The sequence below is a fragment of the Aeromonas sp. SCS5 genome, assembly GCF_001887375.1.
GTDB lineage: Bacteria > Pseudomonadota > Gammaproteobacteria > Enterobacterales > Aeromonadaceae > Aeromonas > Aeromonas jandaei.
Map to the genome: position 1 here is coordinate 104972 of NZ_LFCS01000006.1, position 23727 is coordinate 128698.

The 23727-nt window shown below is 60.5% G+C and carries 23 protein-coding genes and 1 riboswitch; of the genes, 8 read left to right on the top strand and 15 right to left on the bottom strand.

Annotated elements, in window-relative coordinates:
* Window positions 1-322 precede the first annotated feature (322 nt).
* A complete protein-coding gene (locus BS300_RS08310; protein ID WP_043849401.1) occupies window positions 323-1321 on the top strand; it encodes a porin OmpA in 999 nt (332 codons plus the stop codon).
* Between the two features lie 173 nt (window positions 1322-1494).
* Complete coding sequence (locus tag BS300_RS08315) at window positions 1495-2316, top strand: alpha/beta hydrolase (RefSeq protein WP_071912102.1); 822 nt, start codon at window positions 1495-1497, stop codon at window positions 2314-2316.
* A 67-nt stretch (window positions 2317-2383) separates the two neighbouring features.
* Here BS300_RS08315 and BS300_RS08320 read toward each other — a convergent pair whose 3' ends face one another.
* Both BS300_RS08320 and BS300_RS08325 read right to left on the bottom strand, forming a co-directional pair.
* On the bottom strand, window positions 2384-4078 hold the full coding sequence (locus tag BS300_RS08320; RefSeq protein ID WP_041208193.1) for an NAD-dependent malic enzyme: 1695 nt from the start codon (window positions 4076-4078) through the stop codon (window positions 2384-2386).
* Between the two features lie 69 nt (window positions 4079-4147).
* Window positions 4148-5005: a helix-turn-helix transcriptional regulator gene (locus tag BS300_RS08325; protein WP_071912104.1), complete on the bottom strand. Its 858-nt coding sequence runs from the start codon at window positions 5003-5005 to the stop codon at window positions 4148-4150.
* A gap of 120 nt (window positions 5006-5125) precedes the next feature.
* Between BS300_RS08325 and BS300_RS08330 the strand changes: the two genes are divergently transcribed.
* Entirely contained in the window at window positions 5126-6505 is a 1380-nt protein-coding gene (locus BS300_RS08330; protein ID WP_071912105.1) for an MATE family efflux transporter, read from the top strand.
* A gap of 138 nt (window positions 6506-6643) precedes the next feature.
* A complete protein-coding gene (locus tag BS300_RS08335; protein WP_033115738.1) occupies window positions 6644-6892 on the top strand; it encodes a YciN family protein in 249 nt (82 codons plus the stop codon).
* Between the two features lie 33 nt (window positions 6893-6925).
* On the opposite strand, the gene BS300_RS08340 is transcribed toward BS300_RS08335, so the two are convergent.
* Window positions 6926-8047 (bottom strand): GGDEF domain-containing protein, encoded by a 1122-nt coding sequence (locus BS300_RS08340; protein WP_071912107.1) that lies wholly within the window; start codon window positions 8045-8047, stop codon window positions 6926-6928.
* Window positions 8048-8294: 247 nt separating this feature from the next.
* Here BS300_RS08340 and BS300_RS08345 point away from each other — a divergent pair, with 247 nt between their 5' ends.
* Window positions 8295-9692, top strand: coding sequence for a nucleobase:cation symporter-2 family protein (locus BS300_RS08345; protein ID WP_042032987.1), 1398 nt, complete (start codon window positions 8295-8297; stop codon window positions 9690-9692).
* A gap of 78 nt (window positions 9693-9770) precedes the next feature.
* Here the strand turns inward: BS300_RS08345 and BS300_RS08350 are convergent, their stop codons facing one another.
* On the bottom strand, window positions 9771-11147 hold the full coding sequence (locus BS300_RS08350) for a sodium:alanine symporter family protein (RefSeq protein ID WP_071912108.1): 1377 nt from the start codon (window positions 11145-11147) through the stop codon (window positions 9771-9773).
* A 107-nt stretch (window positions 11148-11254) separates the two neighbouring features.
* Window positions 11255-11365: riboswitch (glycine riboswitch) on the bottom strand.
* Window positions 11366-11872: 507 nt separating this feature from the next.
* On the opposite strand from BS300_RS08350, the gene BS300_RS08355 reads away from it, so the two are divergent.
* Complete coding sequence (locus BS300_RS08355; RefSeq protein WP_071912110.1) at window positions 11873-13024, top strand: type III PLP-dependent enzyme; 1152 nt, start codon at window positions 11873-11875, stop codon at window positions 13022-13024.
* Window positions 13025-13094: 70 nt separating this feature from the next.
* On the opposite strand, the gene BS300_RS08360 is transcribed toward BS300_RS08355, so the two are convergent.
* Both BS300_RS08360 and BS300_RS08365 read right to left on the bottom strand, forming a co-directional pair.
* Window positions 13095-14063: a calcium/sodium antiporter gene (locus BS300_RS08360; protein WP_043849393.1), complete on the bottom strand. Its 969-nt coding sequence runs from the start codon at window positions 14061-14063 to the stop codon at window positions 13095-13097.
* 125 nt (window positions 14064-14188) lie between these two features.
* Window positions 14189-14662: a redoxin family protein gene (locus BS300_RS08365; RefSeq protein ID WP_071912112.1), complete on the bottom strand. Its 474-nt coding sequence runs from the start codon at window positions 14660-14662 to the stop codon at window positions 14189-14191.
* A gap of 141 nt (window positions 14663-14803) precedes the next feature.
* On the opposite strand from BS300_RS08365, the gene BS300_RS08370 reads away from it, so the two are divergent.
* On the top strand, window positions 14804-15730 hold the full coding sequence (locus BS300_RS08370; RefSeq protein WP_071912114.1) for a phenylacetate--CoA ligase: 927 nt from the start codon (window positions 14804-14806) through the stop codon (window positions 15728-15730).
* Between the two features lie 54 nt (window positions 15731-15784).
* On the opposite strand, the gene yfcD is transcribed toward BS300_RS08370, so the two are convergent.
* Window positions 15785-16267 (bottom strand): NUDIX hydrolase YfcD, encoded by a 483-nt coding sequence (gene yfcD, locus BS300_RS08375; RefSeq protein ID WP_071912116.1) that lies wholly within the window; start codon window positions 16265-16267, stop codon window positions 15785-15787.
* Between the two features lie 197 nt (window positions 16268-16464).
* Between yfcD and BS300_RS08380 the strand changes: the two genes are divergently transcribed.
* The gene (locus tag BS300_RS08380; protein WP_071912118.1) at window positions 16465-16683 is read left to right on the top strand and encodes a DUF1107 family protein; all 219 of its coding nucleotides are present in this window, start codon (window positions 16465-16467) and stop codon (window positions 16681-16683) included.
* Between the two features lie 53 nt (window positions 16684-16736).
* On the opposite strand, the gene BS300_RS08385 is transcribed toward BS300_RS08380, so the two are convergent.
* The 8 genes from BS300_RS08385 to phoR all read right to left on the bottom strand — a co-directional run bounded on the left by BS300_RS08385 (window position 16737) and on the right by phoR (window position 23723).
* The gene (locus BS300_RS08385; RefSeq protein ID WP_071912120.1) at window positions 16737-17051 is read right to left on the bottom strand and encodes a DUF2845 domain-containing protein; all 315 of its coding nucleotides are present in this window, start codon (window positions 17049-17051) and stop codon (window positions 16737-16739) included.
* Window positions 17052-17241: 190 nt separating this feature from the next.
* Window positions 17242-17853 (bottom strand): FKBP-type peptidyl-prolyl cis-trans isomerase, encoded by a 612-nt coding sequence (locus tag BS300_RS08390; RefSeq protein WP_033115749.1) that lies wholly within the window; start codon window positions 17851-17853, stop codon window positions 17242-17244.
* Window positions 17854-18024: 171 nt separating this feature from the next.
* Window positions 18025-18747, bottom strand: coding sequence for a copper homeostasis protein CutC (locus BS300_RS08395; RefSeq protein WP_071912122.1), 723 nt, complete (start codon window positions 18745-18747; stop codon window positions 18025-18027).
* A gap of 41 nt (window positions 18748-18788) precedes the next feature.
* The gene (locus BS300_RS08400) at window positions 18789-19691 is read right to left on the bottom strand and encodes an ROK family protein (RefSeq protein WP_071912125.1); all 903 of its coding nucleotides are present in this window, start codon (window positions 19689-19691) and stop codon (window positions 18789-18791) included.
* Window positions 19692-19794: 103 nt separating this feature from the next.
* The gene (locus BS300_RS08405) at window positions 19795-20301 is read right to left on the bottom strand and encodes a GNAT family N-acetyltransferase (RefSeq protein ID WP_071912127.1); all 507 of its coding nucleotides are present in this window, start codon (window positions 20299-20301) and stop codon (window positions 19795-19797) included.
* Window positions 20289-21095, bottom strand: a complete 807-nt coding sequence (locus tag BS300_RS08410) for a M48 family metallopeptidase (RefSeq protein WP_042032971.1) — start codon at window positions 21093-21095, stop codon at window positions 20289-20291. Before BS300_RS08410 ends, BS300_RS08405 begins: the two co-directional genes overlap by 13 nt.
* Window positions 21096-21275: 180 nt before the next feature.
* Window positions 21276-22250 carry a phosphate ABC transporter substrate-binding protein PstS family protein gene (locus tag BS300_RS08415; protein ID WP_043849386.1) on the bottom strand — a complete coding sequence of 325 codons (975 nt, stop codon included), beginning with the start codon at window positions 22248-22250 and terminating at the stop codon, window positions 21276-21278.
* Between the two features lie 177 nt (window positions 22251-22427).
* On the bottom strand, window positions 22428-23723 hold the full coding sequence (gene phoR, locus BS300_RS08420) for a phosphate regulon sensor histidine kinase PhoR (protein ID WP_071912129.1): 1296 nt from the start codon (window positions 23721-23723) through the stop codon (window positions 22428-22430).
* Between the last annotated feature and the right edge of the window lie 4 nt (window positions 23724-23727).

Genomic DNA, 23727 nt, shown 5'->3' on the forward strand with positions numbered 1-23727 from the left:
CGGAAAGGGGGAGCCAAGGCTCCCCCTTTTGTTTATCCCCTGTCATTTTCCCCCGCTCCATACTTCCCCGTCTGATTCTGACAATCCTGTCACCTTTTCCCGTGAACTTGCCTGCTCAGAGTCAAAGGCATACAGTAGTTGCGCCTGTAAGGGATTGGATAAGCGCGAGATAACGCTTCCCTTCCGGTCTGTTGTCCATGATGCCAATGCCTCATGAGTGTCCCGAAGCCATCCGCTATCCACTTTGCTGGCGAATTTTTCGCAGCTAATAAGAACGACTGTTTCGAATGCCCGCAAGGGCTGATGCAACGAGGATAATTCGATGAAAATCAACATGGCACCAACTCTGATCGCGCTGGCGCTCGCCGCCGCAGCCACCACGGCACAGGCCGCCGATGACTGGTACGGCGGTATGGGCGCAGGCTGGGCCTATGCCCACAATCTCGATGATTTCGGCAAAGATGCCGACAAGGATGCCACCGCGCTGAACCTGTTCGGTGGCTACAACTTCAACCAGAACTTCGCCGCCGAGCTGGGCTATCTCTACGCTGGCAAAGCTGGCGTAGACGGTACCGACTTCAAGACTCAGGGGGGCACTTTATCCGGTATCGCTCGCCTGCCGCTGGGCGATATCTTCTCCGTATTCGCTGAAGGTGGTGCCTACTTCAACCACGTCAACGGTAACGGCAACGACGCCAACGGCACTGCGCCGCTGGCAGGCCTGGGGCTGACAGCCAAGCTCTCCGACCTCATCGATGTGCAGGCTCGCTACCGCTACCTGTGGAATCTGGGTGACGAGCAGAAAACCTGGGAGAGCGACATGAGCGTTGCCACCCTGGAGCTGGTGCTGCACCCCAACCGGACATCCTATGTCGCACCGGTTGCCGCTCCAGCCCCCGAGCCCGTTCCCGAGCCCGTAGTCGTCGACAAGAACTTTGCCCTGAGCTCTGACGTGCTGTTTGCCTTTGGCAAATCCAGCCTCAAGCCAGAAGGTGTCGCAGCGCTCAATACCCTGTATCAACAGATCGTCGACGTGCAGCCGAAAGATGGCAGCGCCGTGGTGGTCGGTTATACCGACCGCATCGGCTCCGATGCCTACAACCTGAAGCTCTCCGAAGCCCGTGCCCGCACCGTGGCCGACTTCCTGGTGGGCAAGGGTCTGCCGGCTGGCAAGGTCTCCATCGAGGGTCGTGGCGAGGCTAACCCGGTTACCGGCACCCAGTGCGACGGCATCAAGGCCAAGGCCAAGTTGATCGCCTGTCTTGCCCCGGATCGCCGCGTCGAAGTACGCGTCACCGGCGTCCAGCAAGTAACCAAGTAACCAAGTTCTGTTTGCGTAGCGAACGCTGTATTACCTGAATCAAGGGGGATGTCTGGGCATCCCCCTTGTCATTTACCCTTCGCTTCCACACCACTCAAACCAGCTTGCCGTCGTTGCCTTGCCAGCATAAAGTCTGCACTCCCCGACCGGTTCAAGTCATAGATAAATACACAATGCATGACGTGCGTTATACCCCCTCCCGCATTCGCATGAGATGCGTCTCGCGCTCGGCAGGCAAATACAACTGGCTGCTGCTTCCAGGTGGTCCGGGGCTCGGCTCGGAAAGCCTGCAAATGCTGGCAGAGCAGCTGACGGTCAACGGCACAGTCTGGCTAATTGATCTGCCCGGCGATGGCAGCAATACCGACATGATCGATCATGCGACTGCGTACGAGCGCTGGCCGGATGTACTCATAGAAGCAGCCGATGCACTTCCCAACCCCGTTTTCATTGGTCATTCAACCGGTGGCATGTATCTGCTCTCGGTATCTGAACTGGCTACGCGGCTGGCTGGGCTGGTGTTGATAAGCTCGGCCCCCTCTGCTCGCTGGCAGGCCGACTTTGCAAGCATGTGTGAACAGCACCCCTTGCCCGAGAGCGAGACTGCCGCGCAAGCTTTTTCCCGCGAACCAAATATCGCGACCCTCAGGGCGCTCGTCATGGCAAGTGCTCCCTGGAACTTTTCGACGCACACATTGGCCATGGGGCGGACCATGCTGGCGAGCCTCCCCTTCAACCTTGCGGCCATGGGCTGGTCGGCAGACCACTTTGATGAAACGTACGAGGCCCGCTGGTGGCCAGCGACTATCCCGGTGCTTATTATTTCCGGTGGTGATGATCGAGTAGTCGCTCAGCAGCAGTGGCAGGATCCCCGCTATCAAGGGGATAACGTTCGACAGGTAACCATCCCCAATGCAGGCCATTTCCCTTGGTATGAAGCACCAGATGAGGTCATGGAAGCAATCATTCAGTTCGATCGCTCACTATCGCAATAACTCACCGGATGCAAAAAGGGATGCCCAGGCATCCCTTTGTTTTTATGGCTTTTAGCGCTGAGCTGTATCAGAAGGAGGTGCGGCGGTAGCGACGATACTCCGGATGCCAGAAGTTCGCTTCGATGGCCTGATCGATCACCTCGTCCGGGGTCTGCACCGCCTTGCCCTGCAGCATGGCGGTCTTGGCCACCATCTTGGCGATGTAGCGGGAGACCTGATGGATATCCGCCAGATCCGGCAGCAGGGAGCCCTCCTCCCCTTTCACCAGCGGCGAGCACTCCGCCAGCGCACGGCTGGCCGACATCAGCATGGCGTCGGTCACCCGGGTGGCGCCGGAGGCGATGACGCCAAGGCCGATCCCCGGGAAGATGAAGGAGTTGTTGCACTGGGCGATGACGTAGCGCTTGCCCTTGTACTCCACCGGAGCAAACGGGCTGCCGGTTGCCACCAGCGCCTGACCGTCGGTCCAGCGGATGAGATCTGCAGGCGTCGCCTCGACCCGGGAGGTGGGGTTGGAGAGCGGGAAGATGATGGGACGGGCACAGTGCTTGTGCATGGTCTTGACCACCTCTTCGGTGAACAGCCCCGGCTGGCCGGAGACCCCGATCAGAATGTCCGGGCGCCCATGTTCCATTACCTCCAGCAGGGAGATGTTGTCACCCACCGGCCAATCGGCAATGCGCTCCACCGGCTGGGAGAGGCGGCGCTGGAAGTCGAGCTGGTTGGGGATCTTGTCGGTGATAAGACCGAATCTGTCCACCATAAAGACCCGGCTGCGTGCCTGGGCATCGGTCAGCCCCTCGGCCTTCATCTGCGCAACGATCTGCTCGGCGATGCCGCAACCGGCGCTGCCCGCGCCGAGGAAGGCAACCCGCTTCTCGGAGAGCTTGGCGCCGGAGGCCTTGCAGGCGGCGATCAGGCTGCCGAGGGTCACCGCAGCAGTACCCTGAATGTCGTCGTTGAAGCAGCAGAGCTCGTTCTTGTAGCGGTTGAGCAGCGGCATGGCGTTGTTCTGGGCGAAGTCCTCGAACTGCAGCAGGATATCCGGCCAGCGGCGCTTGACCGCCTGAATGAAGGCATCGACGAACTCGGCATACTCTTCACCGGAGATGCGCGGATTGCGCCAGCCCATGTAGAAGGGGTCGTTCAGCAACTGCTGGTTGTTGGTGCCCACATCCAGCACCACCGGCAGGCAGTAGGCGGGCGAGATGCCGCCACAGGCGGTGTAGAGCGACAGCTTGCCGATGGGAATGCCCATGCCACCGATGCCCTGGTCACCCAGACCCAGGATCCGCTCGCCATCGGTCACCACGATCACCTTGACGTTCTGCTTGGTGGCGTTTTGCAGCATGTCATCGATCCTCTCCTTGTCCGGATAGGAGATGAAGAGGCCACGGGCGCGGCGATAGATGTTGGAGAACTCCTCGCACGCCTTGCCGACGGTCGGGGTGTAGATGATGGGCAGCATCTCGGTCAGGTGGTTGTGCAGCAGCCGGTAGAACAGCGTCTCGTTGGTGTCCTGGATGTTGCGCAGGTAGATGTGCTTGTCCATGTCGTTGCCAAACGCCATGAACTGGCGATAGGCACGCTCGGCCTGCTCCTCGATGGTCTCGATATTCTGGGGCAACAGCCCCTCGAGGTTGAAGTTGCTGCGCTCTTCGCTGGTGAAGGCGCTCCCCTTGTTGAGCAGCGGGGTCTCCAGCAGGGCGGGACCGGCGTAGGGAATGTAGAGAGGACGTTTCTGGTTATTATCTTCAAACATGGATCTTGATACCTAAACGGTTAGCTAGACGCAGGAACCCGCCGATCCTAGGGGCTTGTGTCATTAATTTCAAAGAGTTTGCATATCCGTTGCAAAAGGTTTGCGACCGAGTCGACGAAATGCCCCCGGGGTCTGACCAGTCAGGCGTCGAAACGAGTTGGCAAAGTTGGCGCCATCGCTATAACCGACCCGGGCGGCCAGCTCGCTGAGCGGCCAGTTGGTATAAAGCAGCAACTGGCGCGCCTTGTTCATTCTGAGCTCGGTCACCCTTGCCATCGGCCCCATACCAAAGTGCTGCTGACAGAGGCGGTGCAGATGAGGCACCGAGCAGGCCATCTGGTCAGCGAGCAGGGCCACACTCCAGGGCTCGTCGAGACGCGCCTCCACCCGGCGAAACAGCGCCTGCAGGCGCAGCTCCGGCGTGCCACGCACTTCCCCTTGCAGGGTGCGCTCCAGCAGAGCCAGCAGCAGAGTGAGCAACTGGGGCTGGAGCGGGGAACGAACCCCTTCGAGCTGGATCAGGCTGAGCAGATGATGAAGCTGATCACCGCCATCCCCCTGCCAGATACGGTGGCCGAGCCGGTGCAGATGCTGCCAGCGCGGCACGTCATCGAGCAAAATCCAGCTCATCTGCCACTGCTCCCCCACCAGCTTGAGGCCACCGGGCACGGCGGCGGGTAAAAAGATGAGCGAACCATTCGGGACAGGCTGCTCGCCCCGGTCGGTAAGCAGCGCCCCCCCCTCACTGTGGCTCGCCATCAGAATGTGAAACTCGGGCCGATTGCGGCGAATGAGGTAGTGCTCCCGAATGGTCGAGAGGCCGGTCAGAAAGATACCGGCCTCGCCGAGCAGCGGCAGCCCTTCGCGCCCCAGCATTCGCTCATCGCAGGAGGGCGCTATCTCCAGACACTCGCTGACAAAGGGCATAACACCTCAACAGGATAGTTTCACACAATAAACCAGAGAGAGACTCACAGTGAAGCCGCTCGCCACTCCCCCTATCATACCCATGACAAACCTTGCTTTTCTCATACCCGGTGAACACTAATGAATTATTGGCAAGCGATTTTAAAACAAACCACCGATCGCGAGTTCATGACCCGATTGTGGCGGCTGGCCCTGCCGGTTTCGCTGCAATCCATGATGTTCTCCCTGCTTGGTCTCATCGACATCATGATGGTGAGCCAGCTTGGCACCACGGCTGTGGCGGCGGTCGGCTTGGGTAACCGGGTCTTCTTCTTCAATCTGCTGGTGACAGCGGGCCTCGCAGGCGGGGTCTCGGTGTTGGCAGCACAATATTACGGCCGCGGCGAGATGGCCGGGGTACGCCGGTCACTGGCACTGGCGCTGGTCGGCGCCCTGCTGGTGGCGCTGCCGTTTGCCCTCATCTATGTGCTCGCTCCGGGCGACGTGCTCGGATTTGCCAGCCAGGATCCCGAACTGCGCCCGCTGGCCGACCAGTTTCTGATGATCACCGGCGCCACCATCCTCTGCACCGCCGTGGTGGTACCGCTGGAGTCGGCGCTGCGTTCGGTCGGCAATGCCGCCGCCCCCACCCGGATCGGCATCATCGCCATCATTGCCAACGTCATCCTCAACTACGCCCTCATCTTCGGCCACTTTGGCTTCGAGGCGATGGGCGTAGCCGGCTCGGCCTGGGGCACCACTATTTCCCGGCTGCTGCAGACGGTGCTGCTGCTTATCTATGTGCAGCGCAATGAGGCTCGCCTCGTGCCGCGCAAGGCTGACTGGCTGGCAGCATTTCGGCGCAAGGAGGTGGTACGCTTTACCCTGATCGCCCTGCCGCTGCTGTTTCATGACGGCCTCTGGGCGTTCGGCATGCTGCTCTACGGCTTTCTCTACGCCCATCTTGGCACCGATTCGCTGGCCATCATGACGACCCTGGGCACGCTGGAGAGCATCCTCATCTCCCTCTTCTTCGGGCTGGCGGTGGCCTGCTCCACCCTGCTCGGTCACCGGCTTGGCGCCGAGGAGTACGAGGTCGCCTGGCAGCACTCCCAGCTCTTCCTGCTGCTCGCCCCCATCGGCGCCCTGCTGGTGGGGATCGCAGTCTGGCTGCTGCAGACCAACCTGCTGCAGTGGGTCGGCAACCTGCCTCCCGAGCTGATGGCCGAGGCGGGTCAGGTGCTCGGCATCATGTGCTTTGGCATGCTGCTCAAGGTGTTCAACATGGTGGGGATCATCGGGGTGCTGCGCTCGGGCGGCGATGTCAACTACACCATCTTCATCGATATCGTCGGCATGTGGTGTATCGGCTTGCCGCTGGCGTGGGTGGCGGTCTCTCTGCTCGGCTGGCCCCTCTCCTGGGTGGTGGCGGTGGTACTGCTGGAGGAGATCAGCAAGATGGTGCTGGTGCAGCGTCGCATTCGCCAGCGCCGCTGGCTGAAGAATCTGGTGATGGGCTAAAACGCGACAAAGCGGGGTCATATCAATGACAGAAAATCCCCGTTTGCAGTATGCTAGCCCCCTCTTCAATCAGAGGCAGGGCGCCGCCACATGCAATGGCTCAATGCCCCTGCCCAGTAGTCGTTTAAGGAGACGAGCATGCAACCACAGAAAGAGCTGATCACCGAGACTGCCCTGCTGGAGATGGCCAACAAGATCATCAAGGAACACGAAGATTTCATCCACGGCATGCGCGCCGACTCGGTGGAGCAGAAGGGGGATATTCTGGTGTTCAAGGGGGAGTTCTTCCTCGCCGAAGATGGCACCCCGACCGGCAAGACCATGGCAGTGTTCAACATGTTCAAGCTGCTGGCCCAGCAACTCTCCGGCAAGTACAAGCTGAGCTGATTTCGCCAGCACCTTGCCAACAAGATGCCGCCCTCAGGCGGCATCTGTCTTTCCACTGTTCTGACCCTCGACCACCACACAGTTGCGCCCCGCCATCTTGGCCTGATAGAGGCACTCGTCGGCACGGTTGATCAGAATATCGATGGTGTCGTCGGCACGAGCCATGGCAATCCCGATACTCACCGTCACCTCCAGCAACTCGTCCGAGGTGGGACTCTTTACCAGCCGCGCCTCGACCGCAATACGCAGCCGCTCGGCCATTCTGGTCGCCTGTACCGGATCGGCGTGGTTGTGCATCAGGATGGCAAACTCCTCGCCGCCGTAGCGCCCCAGCACCATATCAGGTTCCAGCTGCTCGCCGAGCGTGGTGGCCACCTCCTTGAGCACCGCATCCCCTGCCAGATGACCGTAGATATCGTTGATCCGCTTGAAACGATCGAGATCCAGCAGCATTACCGCAAAGGGCTTCTTCTTGGTCTGCAGTCGGACTCTTGCCTGTTCCAGCTGCTTCATCAGCAGGCGGCGGTTCATCATGCCGGTCAGCTCGTCGGTGGTGGACTCCCGATAGAGCCGCAGCAGCATATTGAGCTGACCGCACTGCACCCAGCAGCTGGCCAGGGTAAACATGCCGAGCACCCAGATCTGGTTCAGCGTGGCCTGGCTCCAGAGGCTCTGCCCCACCAGCAGCCAGTACCCCAGCAGCATGGTCACCAGCACCACGCCAGCCAGCTGTAGCCCAAGAGAGAGCGGGATGGGAAAGATGGCAAACAGGGTGATGAGCAGATAGGGGAAGACGGCATAACCGGCCTGCAGCTCCTGCTCGCTGCCAAAACTGTGCAGGCAGAAGAGGGAGAAAATCATCATCACCATCATCAGATAGCCGAGCGCCAGCTTCATCCGCTCGCGACGAAAGTGAATGAGGTAAGAGAGGGGGATCAGCGGAGAGAGTGCCAGAGTGCAGAAGATGCGGGCCTGAAACAGCTGCTCGAAATGGGGGGCAGGCAGAGTAATCCAGTCCACCACGGCCCAGGCCGGCAACCCGGCCATCAGCAGACAGGTGAGCAGGCGCAACCGCACCGTCATAAAACCCATACGGGTACGGGTAAAGTCTTCGGAGTGAACCCTCGCACTCCAGAACTCTGACAACTTAAGCATCCAGAGTCTCCACGATTAATTACCGAGGGCTCATTCTACACCTACAAAGTGGTAAAAATGTCATTAGCGAGGGGAATAAAAAGGAGAAGACGATCACACAAACCGACAGATGATAACGACACCGCGCAAACGTTTCAATACACAGAAAAATAAACCTTTTTTCTCTTCATTAACGCTGGCCATCCCCCTCTCGATCACTACAATAGCGCCCAATTTTTCCCCCTCCCCCCACACAGTCGAGGTACATATGGAACAGGCAGCAGTCACACGCGCCAATCGAGAGGCACATCCACCCAGGCGAGCCCATAGCGAACTGGTCTATGGCATAGAGGATGTCCCGCCTCTGCCCCAGACGCTGTTCGCCGCCCTGCAGCATATGCTCGCCATGTTTGTCGCCATCATCACTCCTCCTCTCATCATCGCCAATGCCCTCGGCCTCCCTGCCGCCGACACTCGCTATATCGTCTCCATGTCGCTGGTCATGTCCGGCATCGCCTCTTTCATCCAGACCCGCCGCTTCGGCCCCATCGGTTCCGGCCTGCTCTCGGTACAGGGCACCAGCTTCAACTTCCTCGGCCCCATCATCGCCTCCGGTCTCGCCCTCAAGCAGGCGGCCATGCCCACCGACGATCTGCTGGGCACCCTGTTCGGCACAATGCTAGCAGCCGCCCTCACCATAGTGGTGATGAGCCGCTTCCTCCATCTGGTGAAACGGATCATCACCCCGCTGGTGACCGGCATCGTCGTGCTGCTGATCGGCCTGACCCTGATCAAGGTGGGGCTCATCAGCATGGGCGGTGGCTATGGCGCGCTGGCAGACGGCAGCTTCGCCAGCCACACCAACCTCTTCCTCTCCCTGCTGGTACTCGGCCTCATCGTATTGCTGCAGCGCAGCCGCAACCCCTGGCTGCGCCTCTCCGCCATCATGATCGCCATGCTGGCGGGCTATGCCGTGGCGCTGCTGCTGGGCAAAGTGAGCGCCCCCACCTTCGATGGCCCGCTGGTGATGGTGCCCATTCCGCTTCACTACGGTCTCGGCTTTGACTGGCAGCTGTTCGTACCGCTCGCCATCATCTTCGTGGTGACGGCGCTCGAGGCGATCGGTGACATGACCGCCACCTCCGACATCTCCGGCGAGCCGCTGGAAGGGCCTGTCTATATGGAGCGGATCAAGGGCGGCGTGCTGGCCGATGGCGCCAACTCCATGCTGGCAGCGCTGTTCTCCACCTTCCCCATGTCCACCTTCGCCCAGAACAACGGCGTTATTCAGCTGACCGGCGTCGCCAGCCGTCATGTCGGCCTCTTCATCGCCGCCATGCTGGCCCTGCTCGGCCTGTTCCCTGCGGTAGCCAGTCTGGTACAGCAGATCCCCGAACCTGTGCTGGGCGGCGCCACCATCGTCATGTTCGGCACCATTGCCGCCGCTGGTGTGCGCATCATCTCCCGCGAGGAGCTCGACCGCCGTGCCCTGATGATCCTGGCGGTGTCGCTGGCCATGGGCCTCGGGGTAGCGCAGGTGCCGGAAGTGCTGCAGCACCTGCCGGAGCTGGCCAGAAGCGTGCTCTCTTATGGCGTCGCCACCGGCGGCATCACCGCCATCGTGATGAACCTGCTGCTGCCCAAGCGCAGCAAACAGCCTCTCTGATCCCGCGACGAACAGAGCGCAATAAAAAAGCCACGACCCGGGTCGTGGCTTTTTCCGTTTAAATCGATTGTTGCGGGATCAGGCGGTCTGCGGTTCCGGCTCGGCTTCGCCATCCTGTTCGCGACTGAAGTAGGCGCGGGTCTCGGCAATCACCACGTGGCGCAGGCCAATCAGACCGATAAGGTTGGGCACCGCCATCAGGCCGTTAACGATGTCGGCCAGCAGCCAAATCATATCCAGATGGAGGAAGGCACCGCTCGCCACCAGCACCAGATAGATGAGGCGGTAAGGTTTGATCGCCTTCACCCCGAACAGGTACTCGGTGCAGCGCTCACCGTAGTAGTTCCAGCCAAGGATGGTAGTAAAGGCGAAGAACAGCAGGCCAATGCTCACCAGATACTGGCCGATATGGGCATCAAGCCCCTGGGCAAAGGCCTGACTGGTCATGGCGGCGCCGCTCACATCGCCGCTCCACACCCCGGTCACCACCAGGGTCAGGCCGGTCATGGTGCAGATGATGATAGTGTCGATGAAGGTACCGGTCATGGAGACCAGCCCCTGCTCCACACAGGAGTCTGTCTTGGCCGCCGCTGCCGCGATAGGCGCTGAGCCCAGTCCCGACTCGTTGGAGAAGACCCCGCGCGCCACCCCGGACTGGATTGCCAGCATGATGCCGGCACCGACGAAGCCACCGGTCGCCGCATGGCCGGTGAAGGCACTCCCGATCACCAGCGCGATCGCCTCCGGCAAGGCACTGGCATTGTTCACCAGCACGCCCAGACAGGCGACGATGTAGAAGATGGCCATGAAGGGCACTACCTTGCTCGACACGCTGGAGATGGACTGGATGCCCCCCAAAGTCACCAGCGCCACGATCAGGGTCAACACCACGGCAGTCGCTTCACGGGGCACCGAGAAGGAGAGGCTCATGGCATCACTGATGGCGTTCACCTGCGGGAAGGTGCCGATGCCGAAGAAGGCGACGCCGATGCCGAACAGGGCGAACAGCTTGGCCAGCGGCCTGGAGCCGAGCCCCTTCTCCAGATAGTACATGGGGCCGCCAGCCATCTGGCCGTTGGCATCCTGCTCGCGATATTTGACCGCCAGCAGACACTCGGCGTACTTGGTAGCCATACCAAACAGCGCAGCCATCCACATCCAGAACAGGGCACCCGGGCCGCCCAGCTTGATGGCGGTGGCGACCCCGACGATGTTGCCGGTGCCGATCGTTGCCGAAAGCGCGGTACAGAGGGCGCCGAAGCTGGAGACATCCCCCTGCTTGCCCTGGCCCTGATCGCGGCCAAAGACCAGACGCAGAGCGAGCGGCAAGCGCACCACCTGAAGCAGACCCAGACGCAGAGTGAGGTAGATACCGGTCCCGACCAGCAGGATCAGCAGGGGTGGCCCCCAGATAAAGCTATCGATGGCGGTTAACGCCGATTGAATTGATGACATGCATCCTCCTTAAGAAACAAAAATTAAGGAGGAGAAGGATGATCTTCCCATAGGTGTCGCGATCGGCCAGAGGCGATCGGATGCGGGCCAAGCCCAGGTACAACCATCCCATCCCCTCTGTCCTTTTGCCTGAGAGTTTCCGGCGCCAGATTGCGATGCAATCATGGTGCCTTGCTCCTTCGGCGCCCGATTAAACGGGTCTCTCCAGAGTATCGTCCAGTAGCAGTCCACACCGGTTGCCCGGTACCTGAAAGATTCACTTCTTCGGTGGATGGTTGCCCATCGCTCTCCTGCTACCTTCATCCGAACTAATTTGGATTAGGAAGCGGGCATGTTAATCCAAAAAATGTGAGCTGTCTCGCACTTGGAACCCCGCTGCCGCACTTTTTTGCCCTGCGCTCAAACCCTCGCCAACATGTTAAATGTTAGTTAACTATCAACAAGTTAAGCCCGAACGGCAGCGAAACGGTTCGATCAGGAAAGTGGCTGAATTGATAGCAATCCTCTCAATCGTTTCGGCCAGAAAAACTTGCCAACATATCCAATCAAATAGCTTGCACACAGAGTCAATAAGCAGATAATCCGACGCATAACCAAGCACTTTGCCATCAATTTATGCACTGTGTTCGGTTGGTCCCACCGGACCGCTCGCCTGACCCGGCCGTCGCCGGTTCAATCGCATATGGCTTGGGCATATCACGCCCCCTAAGGATGACCAAAAGAGAATGAACGAGACCCTGGTAGCACAAGATTACCGTCAGCTGGTTGAACAATTCGGCTCCCCCCTGCTGCTGCTCGACAAGGCAGCCGTCCGCAAACAGTATCGGGCGCTGGCCACTGCCCTGCCCGATGTACGATTGCACTATGCACTCAAACCCCTGCCCCACGAGGCGGTGGTCTCTGTCTTGAAGGAAGAGGGGGCCTGTTTCGATCTGGCCACCAATGGCGAAGTGGATCTGGTGCGCAGTCAGGGGGTTCGCCCGGGACGCTGCATTCATACCCATCCCATCAAGCGCGACAGCGATATCCGTTATGCGCTGGAGTTCGGCTGCACCGTGTTTGTCTATGACAACCCGCTGGAGCTGGAAAAGTTCATTCCCTACAAGGACGAAGTGAAACTGCTGCTGCGGGTCAGCTTCCCCAACCCCGAGACCAAGGTCGATCTCTCCAAGAAGTTCGGCTGCACCCCGGAACAGGCGCTGCCACTGTTGCAACTGGCCCACGCCAAGGGGATCAAGGTGATGGGGCTGTCGTTCCACGTCGGCTCGCAGGTGCCTCACGCCCGTCGCCATGTGCAGGCCATCGACGCCTGCCGCGAGATCATGGAGCAGGCCTGGGCGCTCGGCCTCAAACCCTGGGTGCTGGATATCGGTGGTGGCTTCCCGGTCGATTATGAGGGTGGCGAGTTCGATATCGACGGCTTCTGTGCCCCGATCCGCGAGGCGCTGGCCAAGCTGCCCGCAACCGTACAGAAGATTGCCGAACCGGGCCGCTTTATCAGCGCACCGGCCATGACCTCGGTCGCCAGCGTGATGGGCAAGGCCCACCGCGGTGACAAGATCTGGTACTACCTGGATGACGGCCTCTATGGCAGCTACAACGGCCAGCTCTACGACCACGTCACTTATCCGGTGAGTACGCCCTATGCCAGCGGCGAGCTGCACAACTCGGTACTCTCCGGCCCCACCTGCGACAGCGTGGATGTGATCCGCGAGGGCATCATGCTGCCGGACCTCGAGCTTGGCGAGCTGGTAGTGGGCAAGGTGATGGGCGCCTACACCTGGGCCTCCGCCTCCACTTTCAACTTCTTCCCCAAGGCGAGCATCCTCATTCTGGACAGCAGCCAGAAGGGACAGAAACTGGTGGCTGTCGCTTAAACGCCGCCAACAGAATGCAAAGAGGGGAAGCCATGGCTTCCCCTCTTTCGTTGCATCATGCCCGATATGGCTAGACGAACTGGCTGCCCAGCAACCAGCCGGTGTAGGCGACGAAGCAGGTGAGCAGCACGCCCCCCTCCAGCCGGTTGATGCGGCCCTGCCCCTTGCGGCCCAGACACATCACCAGCAGCAGCAGGGTCAGTCCCATCATGATGCTCCAGTCGCGGGAGAGCACTTCCGGCGCCACATCGAGCGGGTGAATACCGGACGCAATCCCCACCACAGCCAGGGTGTTGAACAGGTTGGAGCCGAGCACGTTGCCAAGGGCCAGATCGTGCTCATTCTTGCGAATGGCGATGAGGGACGAGGCCAGCTCCGGCAGCGAAGTACCGATCGCGACGATGGTGAGACCAATCACCAGATCGCTGATGCCAAGCGTCTGAGCGATGGTCACCGCCCCCCACACCAGCAGGCGGGAGGCGCCGATCAGCAACACCAGCCCGACCACCAGCCAGAAGATGGCGCTTTTGAGGGACATCCCCTCACTCGCGATATCCTCTTCGGTCTCTACATCCAGCGCATCTCCCTTGCCATTCATGCCAGCCCAAATGGACCAGCCCATCAGGCCAACAAAGACGACACCCAGAATGGCGGCATCCATCCGGCCAAGATGGCCATCCAGCAGCAGGGCACCGGAGAGCAGGGTAATGCCGAGCAGGATCGGGATCTCCTTGCGCACCACCTGAGAGGCGACCGCGATGGGGCTGATAAGCGCCGTCAGACCCAGGATCAGCGCGATATTGGTGATGTTGGAGCCATAGGCGTTGCCAAGGGCCAACCCGGGATTACCCTGAGAGGCTGCCAGCGCGGAGACCACCATCTCGGGGGCCGAAGTGCCGAAACCGATGATCACCATGCCGATCAGCAGCGGCGGCATGCCGGCATAACGGGCGGTTGCCGCCGCCCCGTCCACAAACTTGTCAGCACTCCAGACCAGCAGCGCCAGTCCGGCAATCAGGGCAACAAAAGCCAGGGTCATACAGTCTCTATCCCATCGCCAGTAAACAGGAGCGCCAGCAAAAGCTGCTGGCGCCATTGGAAAGTGGCGCCCAGTGTAACGGCGCCGCCTGTCAATTCAAGGGAAAATCAAACAACGATTAATCGCTACAGTCTGCTCAGCAGACTCGCCGCATCGGAGACCTCGAACTTGCCGGGCACCTCCACAAACAGCTGCTCTACCACGCCATCGTTGGCGATCAACGCAAAGCGCTGGGCACGCACGCCGCCAAAGGCACCGGTCTCTTTGGCAAGTCCCAGCGCCCGGGTCCAGCTGCCATCACCATCGGCCAGCATGGTGATGGCCCCGGCGTTCTGGGCATCCTGCCACGCCTTCATCACGAAGGCGTCGTTGACCGACAGACAGCAGATAGTATCGACCCCCTTCTCCTTGAACTTGTCCGCCAGCACCACGTAACCCGGCAGATGGGCGTTGGAGCAGGTGGGGGTAAAGGCGCCGGGCACCGCAAACAGCACCACCCGCTTGCCGCCAAACAGGCTTTGGGTGTCTCGCTGCTGCTTTCCTTCGGCGGTGATGAAGGTGAATTCGCCCGCAGGCAGGGTCTGACCAATCGCGATCATCGTGCTCGTCCTTTAGTTGAGGGGGGCCTGTGGATGAAAAGAGCCCCAGTCTACCTCACACCAGCCATGTGACACAGGCCCCTCTCTGCTGGGGCCATTTGAACTAACCTTGAGCAGGATCTGCCGACTCAGGAGGCCTTCATGCATAACCATTACGACGGGCTGGAAATTCGTCCCCCAGCCCTGCGCGCACAACAGCAGCTGGATCAGCTCAATCATCAACTCGCCCATGTCAGCCAGTATTGCTCCGGCTACTCCAGCGCCTATCGCCACTGCCGTCTCGACGATCTGGAGCAGCTCGCCTCCCTGCCGCTGCTCGACAGCACGGATCTCTTTGCCGCCCAGCAAGCCTATCCCCCCTTTGCCGGACTCACCGGTCGGCCAGCCAGTCAGGCGTTGCGGGTCTTCTCCTGCCCCGGGCAGCTGGCCATTCCCGAATATGCCGGGGCCGACTGGTGGGGGGCTGCACGGGCGCTCTTTGCCGCCGGCTTCAAGGCAGGAGAGGTGCTGCTCAACTGCCACGACTATCACGCCGGCCCCACCGCCTTCATCTTTGACAACGGGGCGCGCCAGCTTGGCTGCCCCGTGGTGCCCTGCGGCCCCGACGACACCCAGCGCCAGCTCGAAGCACTGCGGCGCTATCAACCCACCGGTTTCGTCGGCCCGCTGGTCACCCTGCTCGATCTGCTGGAAGCCGCCGAGCTGGCAGAGACCCCCACCGAATGCCTGCGCCACGCCCTGCTGTGCGAGGTGACCCATCCCGAGACAGCACCGCTCGAGGCTATCCACGGCATTGCCGCCTTCAACTGTCTGGTGTGGCAGGATGTCGGGGTGGTGGCCTACGAGAGCCGCCCCGGTCAGGGCTTTATCGTCAACGAGAGCTGCATCGTCGAAATCATCGACCCGGCCAGCGGCAAGCCGGTGACGGGGGAAGATCCGGGACAACTGGTGGTGACCAGGCTCGATCTGGAGTATCCGCTGCTGCGCCTTGCCACCGACTGGCAGGGCTACTGGCTGGCCAGACCCAGCCGCTGCGGGCGCACCAACCGTCTGCTCAAGATTGTCTAGCAGCGCAACAAAAACGGGCAGCCCAAAGGCTGCCCGTTTTTTGTGGCGGCGCTCTTAACGTCGCGCCTGCCAGGTGGCGATAGCCAGCAGGGAGTCGGGGGTAAACTCGGCGGCGCGGGCCGCTATCTCGGCCAGGCTCATCCACTGCACCTCGCTCACCTCTTCGGCCTGCAACTGCAGCGGCCCCTGATAACGGCAGCTGAAGAGGCCACCCCAGACCCGATACCCCTCCCCTTCGGCATAGAAGTCACCGAATGCCTCGAGCGGCACATTACGTATCCCCAGCTCCTCGGCCAGTTCACGCCGCGCCGAGGGTTCCATCTCCTCCCCGGTGGTGACCACGCCGCCGGCGCACGCATCCAGCATACCGGGGCAGAAATCCTTGCTGAGGGTGCGCCGCTGCACCAAGATGCGGTTCGCCGCATCGAGCACCAGAATGTAGCTGGCCCGATGGCAGAGATTCTCGCGCCTCACCCTGGCACGCTCGGCCACGCCAATCACCCGGTTATCCGCATCCACTACATCAACCCATTCCACGCGCAGACCCTTTTGCTCATCCAGTCAAAGTGCTCGCAGTATATCGGGGCCGAGCCGCTGCACCGCACAACTTTTTCATGGCCGCATTGCCGCACGTGACCGTGACCGGATTAATTGAACGCGTACAAAACCGTCATCAGCATGTCATATACGAGTCCCATCATCTCCCCCGTCCGGTTCAATCAGGGTTTGTTGTGATGAAGGTGTTCAAGCAGTTATCCCCGCGCCAGATCGCTTGCTACATCAAGAGCTTTCACCGAGGTTACTTTGCCATCGAGGCATTGGGGACATTTGAATTCAACGCCGGCAGGATCAGCCTTCACGGCCTGACCTGTCGCCAGCGACTGAGGCTGGCCCGCCAGATCAATCTGGCGGTCAGACAACTTGGTCACCGCGACCCCTTGCCGGACATGTGAGTCAAGGGACTTGCCCTTCTGTCTGTTGTGCATCCATGCCTTTCGCCCGCCGGCTACTCGCCGCGCGGGCCATTTTCGATGTCAATCACCTTGCCGTTGCGCACGGTGACAAAGCGCATGAACTCGTTCTTGCCGAAGTTGTAGGTCCAGCGTTCGCCATATTTGACCTCGACCACGTTGCCATACTGATTCTCCTCGTTACGGGTAATATCTTCCCGCAACATCGGCTCGCCGCACTTGAGCAGCATCTCGGCGGTGCTGTCCCCTTCGGTAATGAGCGCATTCTTGCAGCGCATGGCGTCGGCGCTGGCCGGAATGCTGAGCAGCAGCAAGGCGGTCAGCACGGCCTTGTTCATGTATCTGTTCATCCTGGGTTCCTCGATTTGATCTGACGGTTTGCAGTATGCCTGCCGCCAGAGTGAAAAAATCAATCAAGAGTCGAAAAAGATGGCGGCTATCGTCCCCGATTTCATCTGGTCGCGACAACCGGTGTCTATTGAGGGGCCCCAAAAAACAGACGGCGACCCGAGGGTCGCCGTATGTTTCAAGCCAGCCGGATTACAGGATATCCAGCAGCTCTACTTCGAATACCAGCGCGGAGTAGGGCGGGATGGAACCGGCACCACGGGCACCGTAGGCCAGATCGTGCGGGATGTAGAGCTTCCACTTGGAGCCAACCGGCATCAGTTGCAGCGCTTCAACCCAACCAGCGATAACGCCTGTCACCGGGAACTCGGCCGGCTGACCGCGCGCAACGGAGCTGTCGAATACGCCACCGTGGGTGAAAGTACCGTGGTAATGCACGCGTACGGACTGACCCGCTACCGGCACGGCGCCATTGCCCTCTACCAGCACTTCGTACTGCAGGCCGGAATCGGTCACAGTCACTTCGTCGCGCTTGGCGTTGTCGGCCAGGAAAGCTTCGCCAGCAGCGGCAGCTGCTTTGGCAACCGCTTCCTGCTCTTCCTGCATGCGAGCGGTGATGACCTGGAAGGCATCGTTGATATCGTCACGGCTGACCGCGAACTCCAGACCGTTCAGGGCATCTGCCAGACCTTGCTGCAGGGCCGGGATATCCAGACCGGCGAAGGCTTGCTGCGCCAGCTGATCACCCATGTTGCGGCCGATGCCATAACTGGCTTTCTGTTCGATAGAGTCGTATTGGGACATTGAGATGTGCTCCGGGTCCAGATGATAAAAGAGACGGGATGATATCAGACTTTTTCGCGAGGTGCTGCCGACCTCGCACCTGATTTCCCCGAGCGTGGGAGAGAGTTCACACAAGCAAAAAGAGGGGCGCCAGCAAGTGGCGCCCCTCTTTTGTCCGTTTGGTCCGAAAGGTTATCGATCCAGCAGGGCGCGCACTGCCGCGACCTTGGCACCATCGGTGATATTGACCCGGCCATCATCCGAGGTACCCATATTGACGCCATGGGGCACCATACCGCCGCGCCAGCCCATGCCGGACATATGCACTTCGCTCACCCCGGTAAACTCGATGATGGTGCGCACGTTATCGGCATTGACCCCCGCCCCCGGCATCAGGCTGGCACGCCCCGCCAGCGCCTGTTGCATCGCCTGCAGATTTTCCAGTCCGGCCAGCGCGGTCGGTGCATGGCCGGAGCTGAGAATGCGCTCACAGCCGGCAGCGACAATGATCTCCAGATCGAGCCGCCAGTCAGAAGAGAGATCGATGGCGCGGTGGAAGGTGACACCCAAGGGGCCGGCGGCATCCACCAATTGTTGAAGTTTGGCGGCGGGGACCCGCCCCTCTTCGTCCAGCAGACCGACCACGACCCCTTGCAGACCGGCAGAGCGGGCCGCCGCGATATCTTGCAGCATCATCTCGAACTCACCGTCGTTGAAACAAAAATCTCCGGCGCGCGGACGGATCATGGCATAGACAGGGACGGTGGCGTGACGAGCGGCCAACTGCATAAAACCATAGGAGGGGGTCAGCCCCCCAAGCCCCAACGCAGAGCAGAGCTCGATGCGATCGGCGCCAGACTCCTGGGCTGTGAAGAGGGATTCCAGATTGTCGATGCAGATTTCAAGAGAGGTCATGAGGACTCCTTTTATCGGGGAGATCAGACCTGCATCTGATCTCATAGATTGAGCAAGGCTGCGCCCCGCACCCCACCGGCACCGCCAAAACGGGCTTCGCGGATTTCGGGCACTGCCACCCCGGGCAGCAGATGGCCGGGCAGGCGCAGCGGCAACTGTTCGTAAAGGGCAGGCAGGCCACTCAGGCCGCCCCCCAGCACCACCACCTCGGGATCCATCACCGAAATGGCGGTAGCAAGTCCGGCCGCCAGGATCTCCAGCCAGCAGTCGATGGTGGCAACGGCATGGGGCTCATGAGCCTCAAAGCGCGCCACAATCTGATGGCCGGTGGCCCGGTGGCCGTGAAAATGGTAGTAGAGGCGCTCAAGGCCTGTACCGGATCCATAGGTTTCAAAACAGACCAGACGGCCACAGCCGCAGCGGGGACGAGGCAAGTCGGGATACTTCATCAGGATGGTGGCCGGCAGCGGATAGTGACCGATTTCGCCAGCCAGCCAGTTACGCCCCTGGATCACGGTGCCTGCCAGATAGATGGCACCACCGATGCCGGTGCCAATAGTCATACCAAGCGCACTGCCGGCCCCATCGGCCGCCCCCTTGTGCACTTCCGACCAGAGGAAGCAGTTGGCATCGTTATCGACCTTGACCGGCCGCGCCAGCAGCTCGGCCAGATCAGCCCCCAGATGGCGACCATTGATGGAGGGGAGGTTCGCCGCCACTATGCTCTGGTCGTGACGGTTTAGAATGCCGGGAAAACCGATGCCGACCGCCCCTTTGACGCCAAAGCGGGTATCGGCCTGCTCGACCCGGGAGCGAACCAGCTGCAACAGCCCCTGATAGTCATCACCGGGCGTACTCATGCGCTCTTCATGGCAGAGGTTCAGGGCGCCGTCGTAGACAGCGAACGCAATCTTGGTACCACCGATATCAAAGCCGTAATACATGCCGCACTCCCTGTCAGCGAGTTCTCATCCCATCTGTTTCGGGTGACATTGTATTAATTCGCTAAAAAAATAAAGTGACCGGGGGCGAAAAACGGGAGAGAGATCAGAGCAAACGGGACATTTCCCGCTGCAGACAGGGGTGGCCAAGGCTCATCAGGGTGCGCTCCTGACCATCAAACATGAAACCGCGGCGCAGGTAGAAGCCCTCGCCGATGTGATTGCCATCGAGCAGCCACAACTTGACGCAACTGCAACCGGCGCGGCGCATCTGCATCGCCACCGCCTGCCACAGCCGCTTGCCATAGCCCTGCCGCCAGTGATCGGGGTGAAGATAGAAGGCGCGGATCCAGGCGATGGTCTCATCACCCTCCTGCCCCGGTTGCCAGTAGAGCAACCCGATAACGACGTCGTTGAGACAGAGCAGCATGGGCCTTGGCCCAGTGTCAGCGAGCCGCTGCTGCCAGATCTGCAGATGGGAAGTCACCGCCAGCTGCTCCAGCAGATCCGGGCCCAGCACCTGACCATAGGCAGCGAGCCAGCTGGCTCGCTGCATCACCGTCATGGCGGCAGCATCCTCGGGCCGCGCCATGCGCAGGCTTATGCCTTGCATTGGGGCACCAGACCCGACGCGCGAGCCTGTTGATAGAGCGGCTCGACTTCAGCCTGCTGCGCCTGCAACTCGGCAATCCGGCTCTCGTTGCTCGGGTGGGTGGAGAGCAGCTGGGGCGGATTGTTGCCACCGGAGGCTGCGCTCATGTTTTGCCACAGCGGAATCGCTTCGGCCGGGTTGAAACCGGCACGCGCCATCAGCTCCAGACCCAGCCGATCCGCTTCGCTCTCCTGGGTGCGGCCATAGGGGAGCATCACCCCCACCTGCATGCCAAGACCTAGCGCCGCCATGGTGGCGCCACGGTACTCGCTGCTGCCGAGGGCAACATCGGCGGCTGCCATACCAATACCGGCCAGCTGGCTGCGGGAGAGGCGCTCGTTGGAGTGCTGGGCCAGCACGTGAGTCAGCTCGTGACCGATAACGGTCGCCAGCTGATCCTGATTCTTGGCTACCTTGAGCAGGCCGCTGTAGACCCCGATCTTGCCGCCGGGCAGCGCAAAGGCGTTGACCTGCTTGGAGTCAAACACCACCACTTCCCAGTTGGTGATGCCGTAGCTGGCGGGCACTTGAGCTGCGACCGCCTTGGCGACGCAGGAGACATAGGCGTTCATTTTGGCATCAGTGCTCACCTTCTCCTGCTGCTTCATCTGGGCAAACGAGTCGGCTCCCAGCTGGTTCATCTGCTGGGGAGAGTAGAGCAGCATCTGGCTGCGGCCGGTCGGCGACTGGGCACAAGCGACCAGCAGGGAACTGCAGAGGGCTACCAGGCCAAACTTGGAGAGAGACGCAATCATGAAGGGGTCCTTTGCCATAACGTTGCCCTATTCTCGGAAATGCCGCCCTGCTACGCAAGGGAGCCAGCCCCCGGCTGGCGGAAAAATATCCATCCTGCGCTATTAACAAAACTGACAGCCGCCAAAAACAAAACGAGCCCGCTTGGGGCTCGTTTTATCAGGCATGCTGACTGCAGGCAGTTACATAATACCCAGCTTTTTCAGGTCAGCCTGTACCACCTTGGCCGGTACCGGTACGTAACCATCTTTGGCAACGATATTCTGGCCCGCCTTGGAGAGCATCATCTTGACAAACTCTTGCTCCATCGGGGAGAGCGGCTTGTTCGGGTGCTTGTTCACGTAAACGTACAGGAAGCGGGAGAGCGGATACTTGCCGGTGATGGCGTTGTCAGCGTTCGCTTCGATAAAGGTCTTGCCATCCTTGGAGAGCGGAACAGCACGCACGCCGGAGGTGACGTAGCCGATGCCGGAGTAACCGATGCCGTTCAGGGAGGCAGAGACGGACTGCACCACGGAAGCAGAACCCGGCTGCTCGTTCACACCGCTCTTGAAGTCGCCGTTACACAGGGCGTGCTCCTTGAAGTAACCGTAAGTACCGGATACGGAGTTGCGACCGAACAGTTGCAGATCCTTGCCGGACCAGTTACCGGTCAGACCCAGATCAGACCACTTGGTGGCCGCCTTGGCTTCACCGCACTTGAGGGTGCTGGAGAAGATGGCGTCGATCTGCGGCATGGTCAGCCCCTTGATGGGGTTGTCCTTGTTGACGAATACGGCCAGGGCATCGACTGCAACGCGGATGGCAGTCGGCTTGTAGCCGTAGCGCTTCTCGAATGCTTCCTCTTCACCGGCCTTCATGGCGCGGCTCATCGGGCCAAACTGGGCAACACCCTCGGTCAGGGCGGTCGGCGCGGTAGAGGAGCCGGCAGCCTGGATCTGCACGTTGACGTTGGGATACATGCGCTTAAATTCTTCAGCCCACAGGGTCATCATGTTGGCCAGGGTATCCGAGCCGACAGAGGACAGGTTGCCCGAGATGCCGCTGGTCGGGGTGTATTCCGGCAGGTTTTTATCGACACCATAGGCCAGGGTGCTGGCAGAAAAGAGGGTTGCTGCGGTGAATCCGATTACACCAGCCAGTTTGTTGAGTTTCATCCAATCTCTCCAAAGTTACAGAAGGTCCGTTCTTAAAACGGCGCCAGTATCTGACCTGGCAGTGACAAATTTATGGATTTAATGTGACACTTTAATGACATGGCGGCGCTTTTGTCCAAATGGCAAAGGGCTGCCAACGCAGCCCTTCACCTATATCTAACACCTTGTCATAAAAGACTATTTTATCACCACCATCCGGCCGGGGATGAGAAAGCTGAAGCGGCTGCCAAAGCCGACCCGGCTCTCGATATCGAGCTGGCAGTCATGGTGACTCAAGGCATGCTTGACGATGGCAAGGCCGAGGCCGGAGCCACCGGTGTGGCGCGAGCGCGCCTTGTCCACCCGATAAAAACGCTCGGTGAGCCGTGCCAGATGCTCGGGCGGGATCCCCTCCCCCTCATCCTGCACGGCAAACAGCGCCATCGCCCCCTGCTTGCGCCACTCCACCGTCACCTTGCGCCCCGGCGGCGTGTAGTGAATGGCGTTGTAGACCAGATTGGAGACGGCGCTGCGCAGCTGCTCCTGATCGCCGCGTACCAGAAGATTGGGCTGCACCACGAACTCGATCTGATGGGCCCGCTCGCCCGAGAGCGCCCGCGCCTCCTGCTCCAGCAGCCCCAGCATGGCGGGCATGTCCACCAGATGGGAGAGATCAACGCTCGGAGCCGCCTCGATGCGTGACAGGGTGAGCAGCTGATTGACCAGATTGTCCATCCGGATGGTCTGCTCCATCATCACCCGGTGCGCCTTGGCCCACATGGCGGGCGGTGGCGGCTCCTCGGTCATCTCCAGATAGCCCTTGAGCACCGTGAGTGGCGTGCGCAGCTCGTGGGAGACGTTGGAGACAAAGTGTTTGCGGGTCTTCTCCAGACTGCGCAAGCGGGTGACATCGCGCACCACCAGCATCGCCTGATCGGAGGCGTAGGGCATGATGCGAAACTCGAGAAACTTCTCCTCGTTGACCGGGGAGTGCATCTCCAATGGCTCGTCAAAAGCCTGTTTCGCCAGATAGGCTGTAAAAGCCGGATTGCGGATCAGGTTGCCGATATGCTGACCGGCATCTTCCGGCCAGCGAAAACCGAGCAGCTGCTCCGCCAGCCGGTTACACCAGAGGATGCTGCCATCATCACGCAATACTACGGCCGCGTCAGGCAATGCCTCGGCCCCTTCCCGAAAGCGGCGGATCAGGCCCGCCAGCTCGCGGCGCCGGGCGCGGTGGCGCTGCTGCAACTTGTAAATGCCGTTGAAGATGTGCTCCCAACTGCCTTTGCCGTTGGGAGGAACCAGGCTGCGATCGTGCCACAGCCAGTCCGACAGCCGCTTCTGGAAGCGGTAGTGCCAGCCAAGATGGAACAACGCAGCGACCAGCAGAGTGAGCGAGAGGTGATCAATCAGCCAGCCAACCAATGCGAAGGGCGCGTAAAAAAATGCCATTCGCCACAACTGTCGCCGCCAGGCGTAGGGTTGTAACATAACA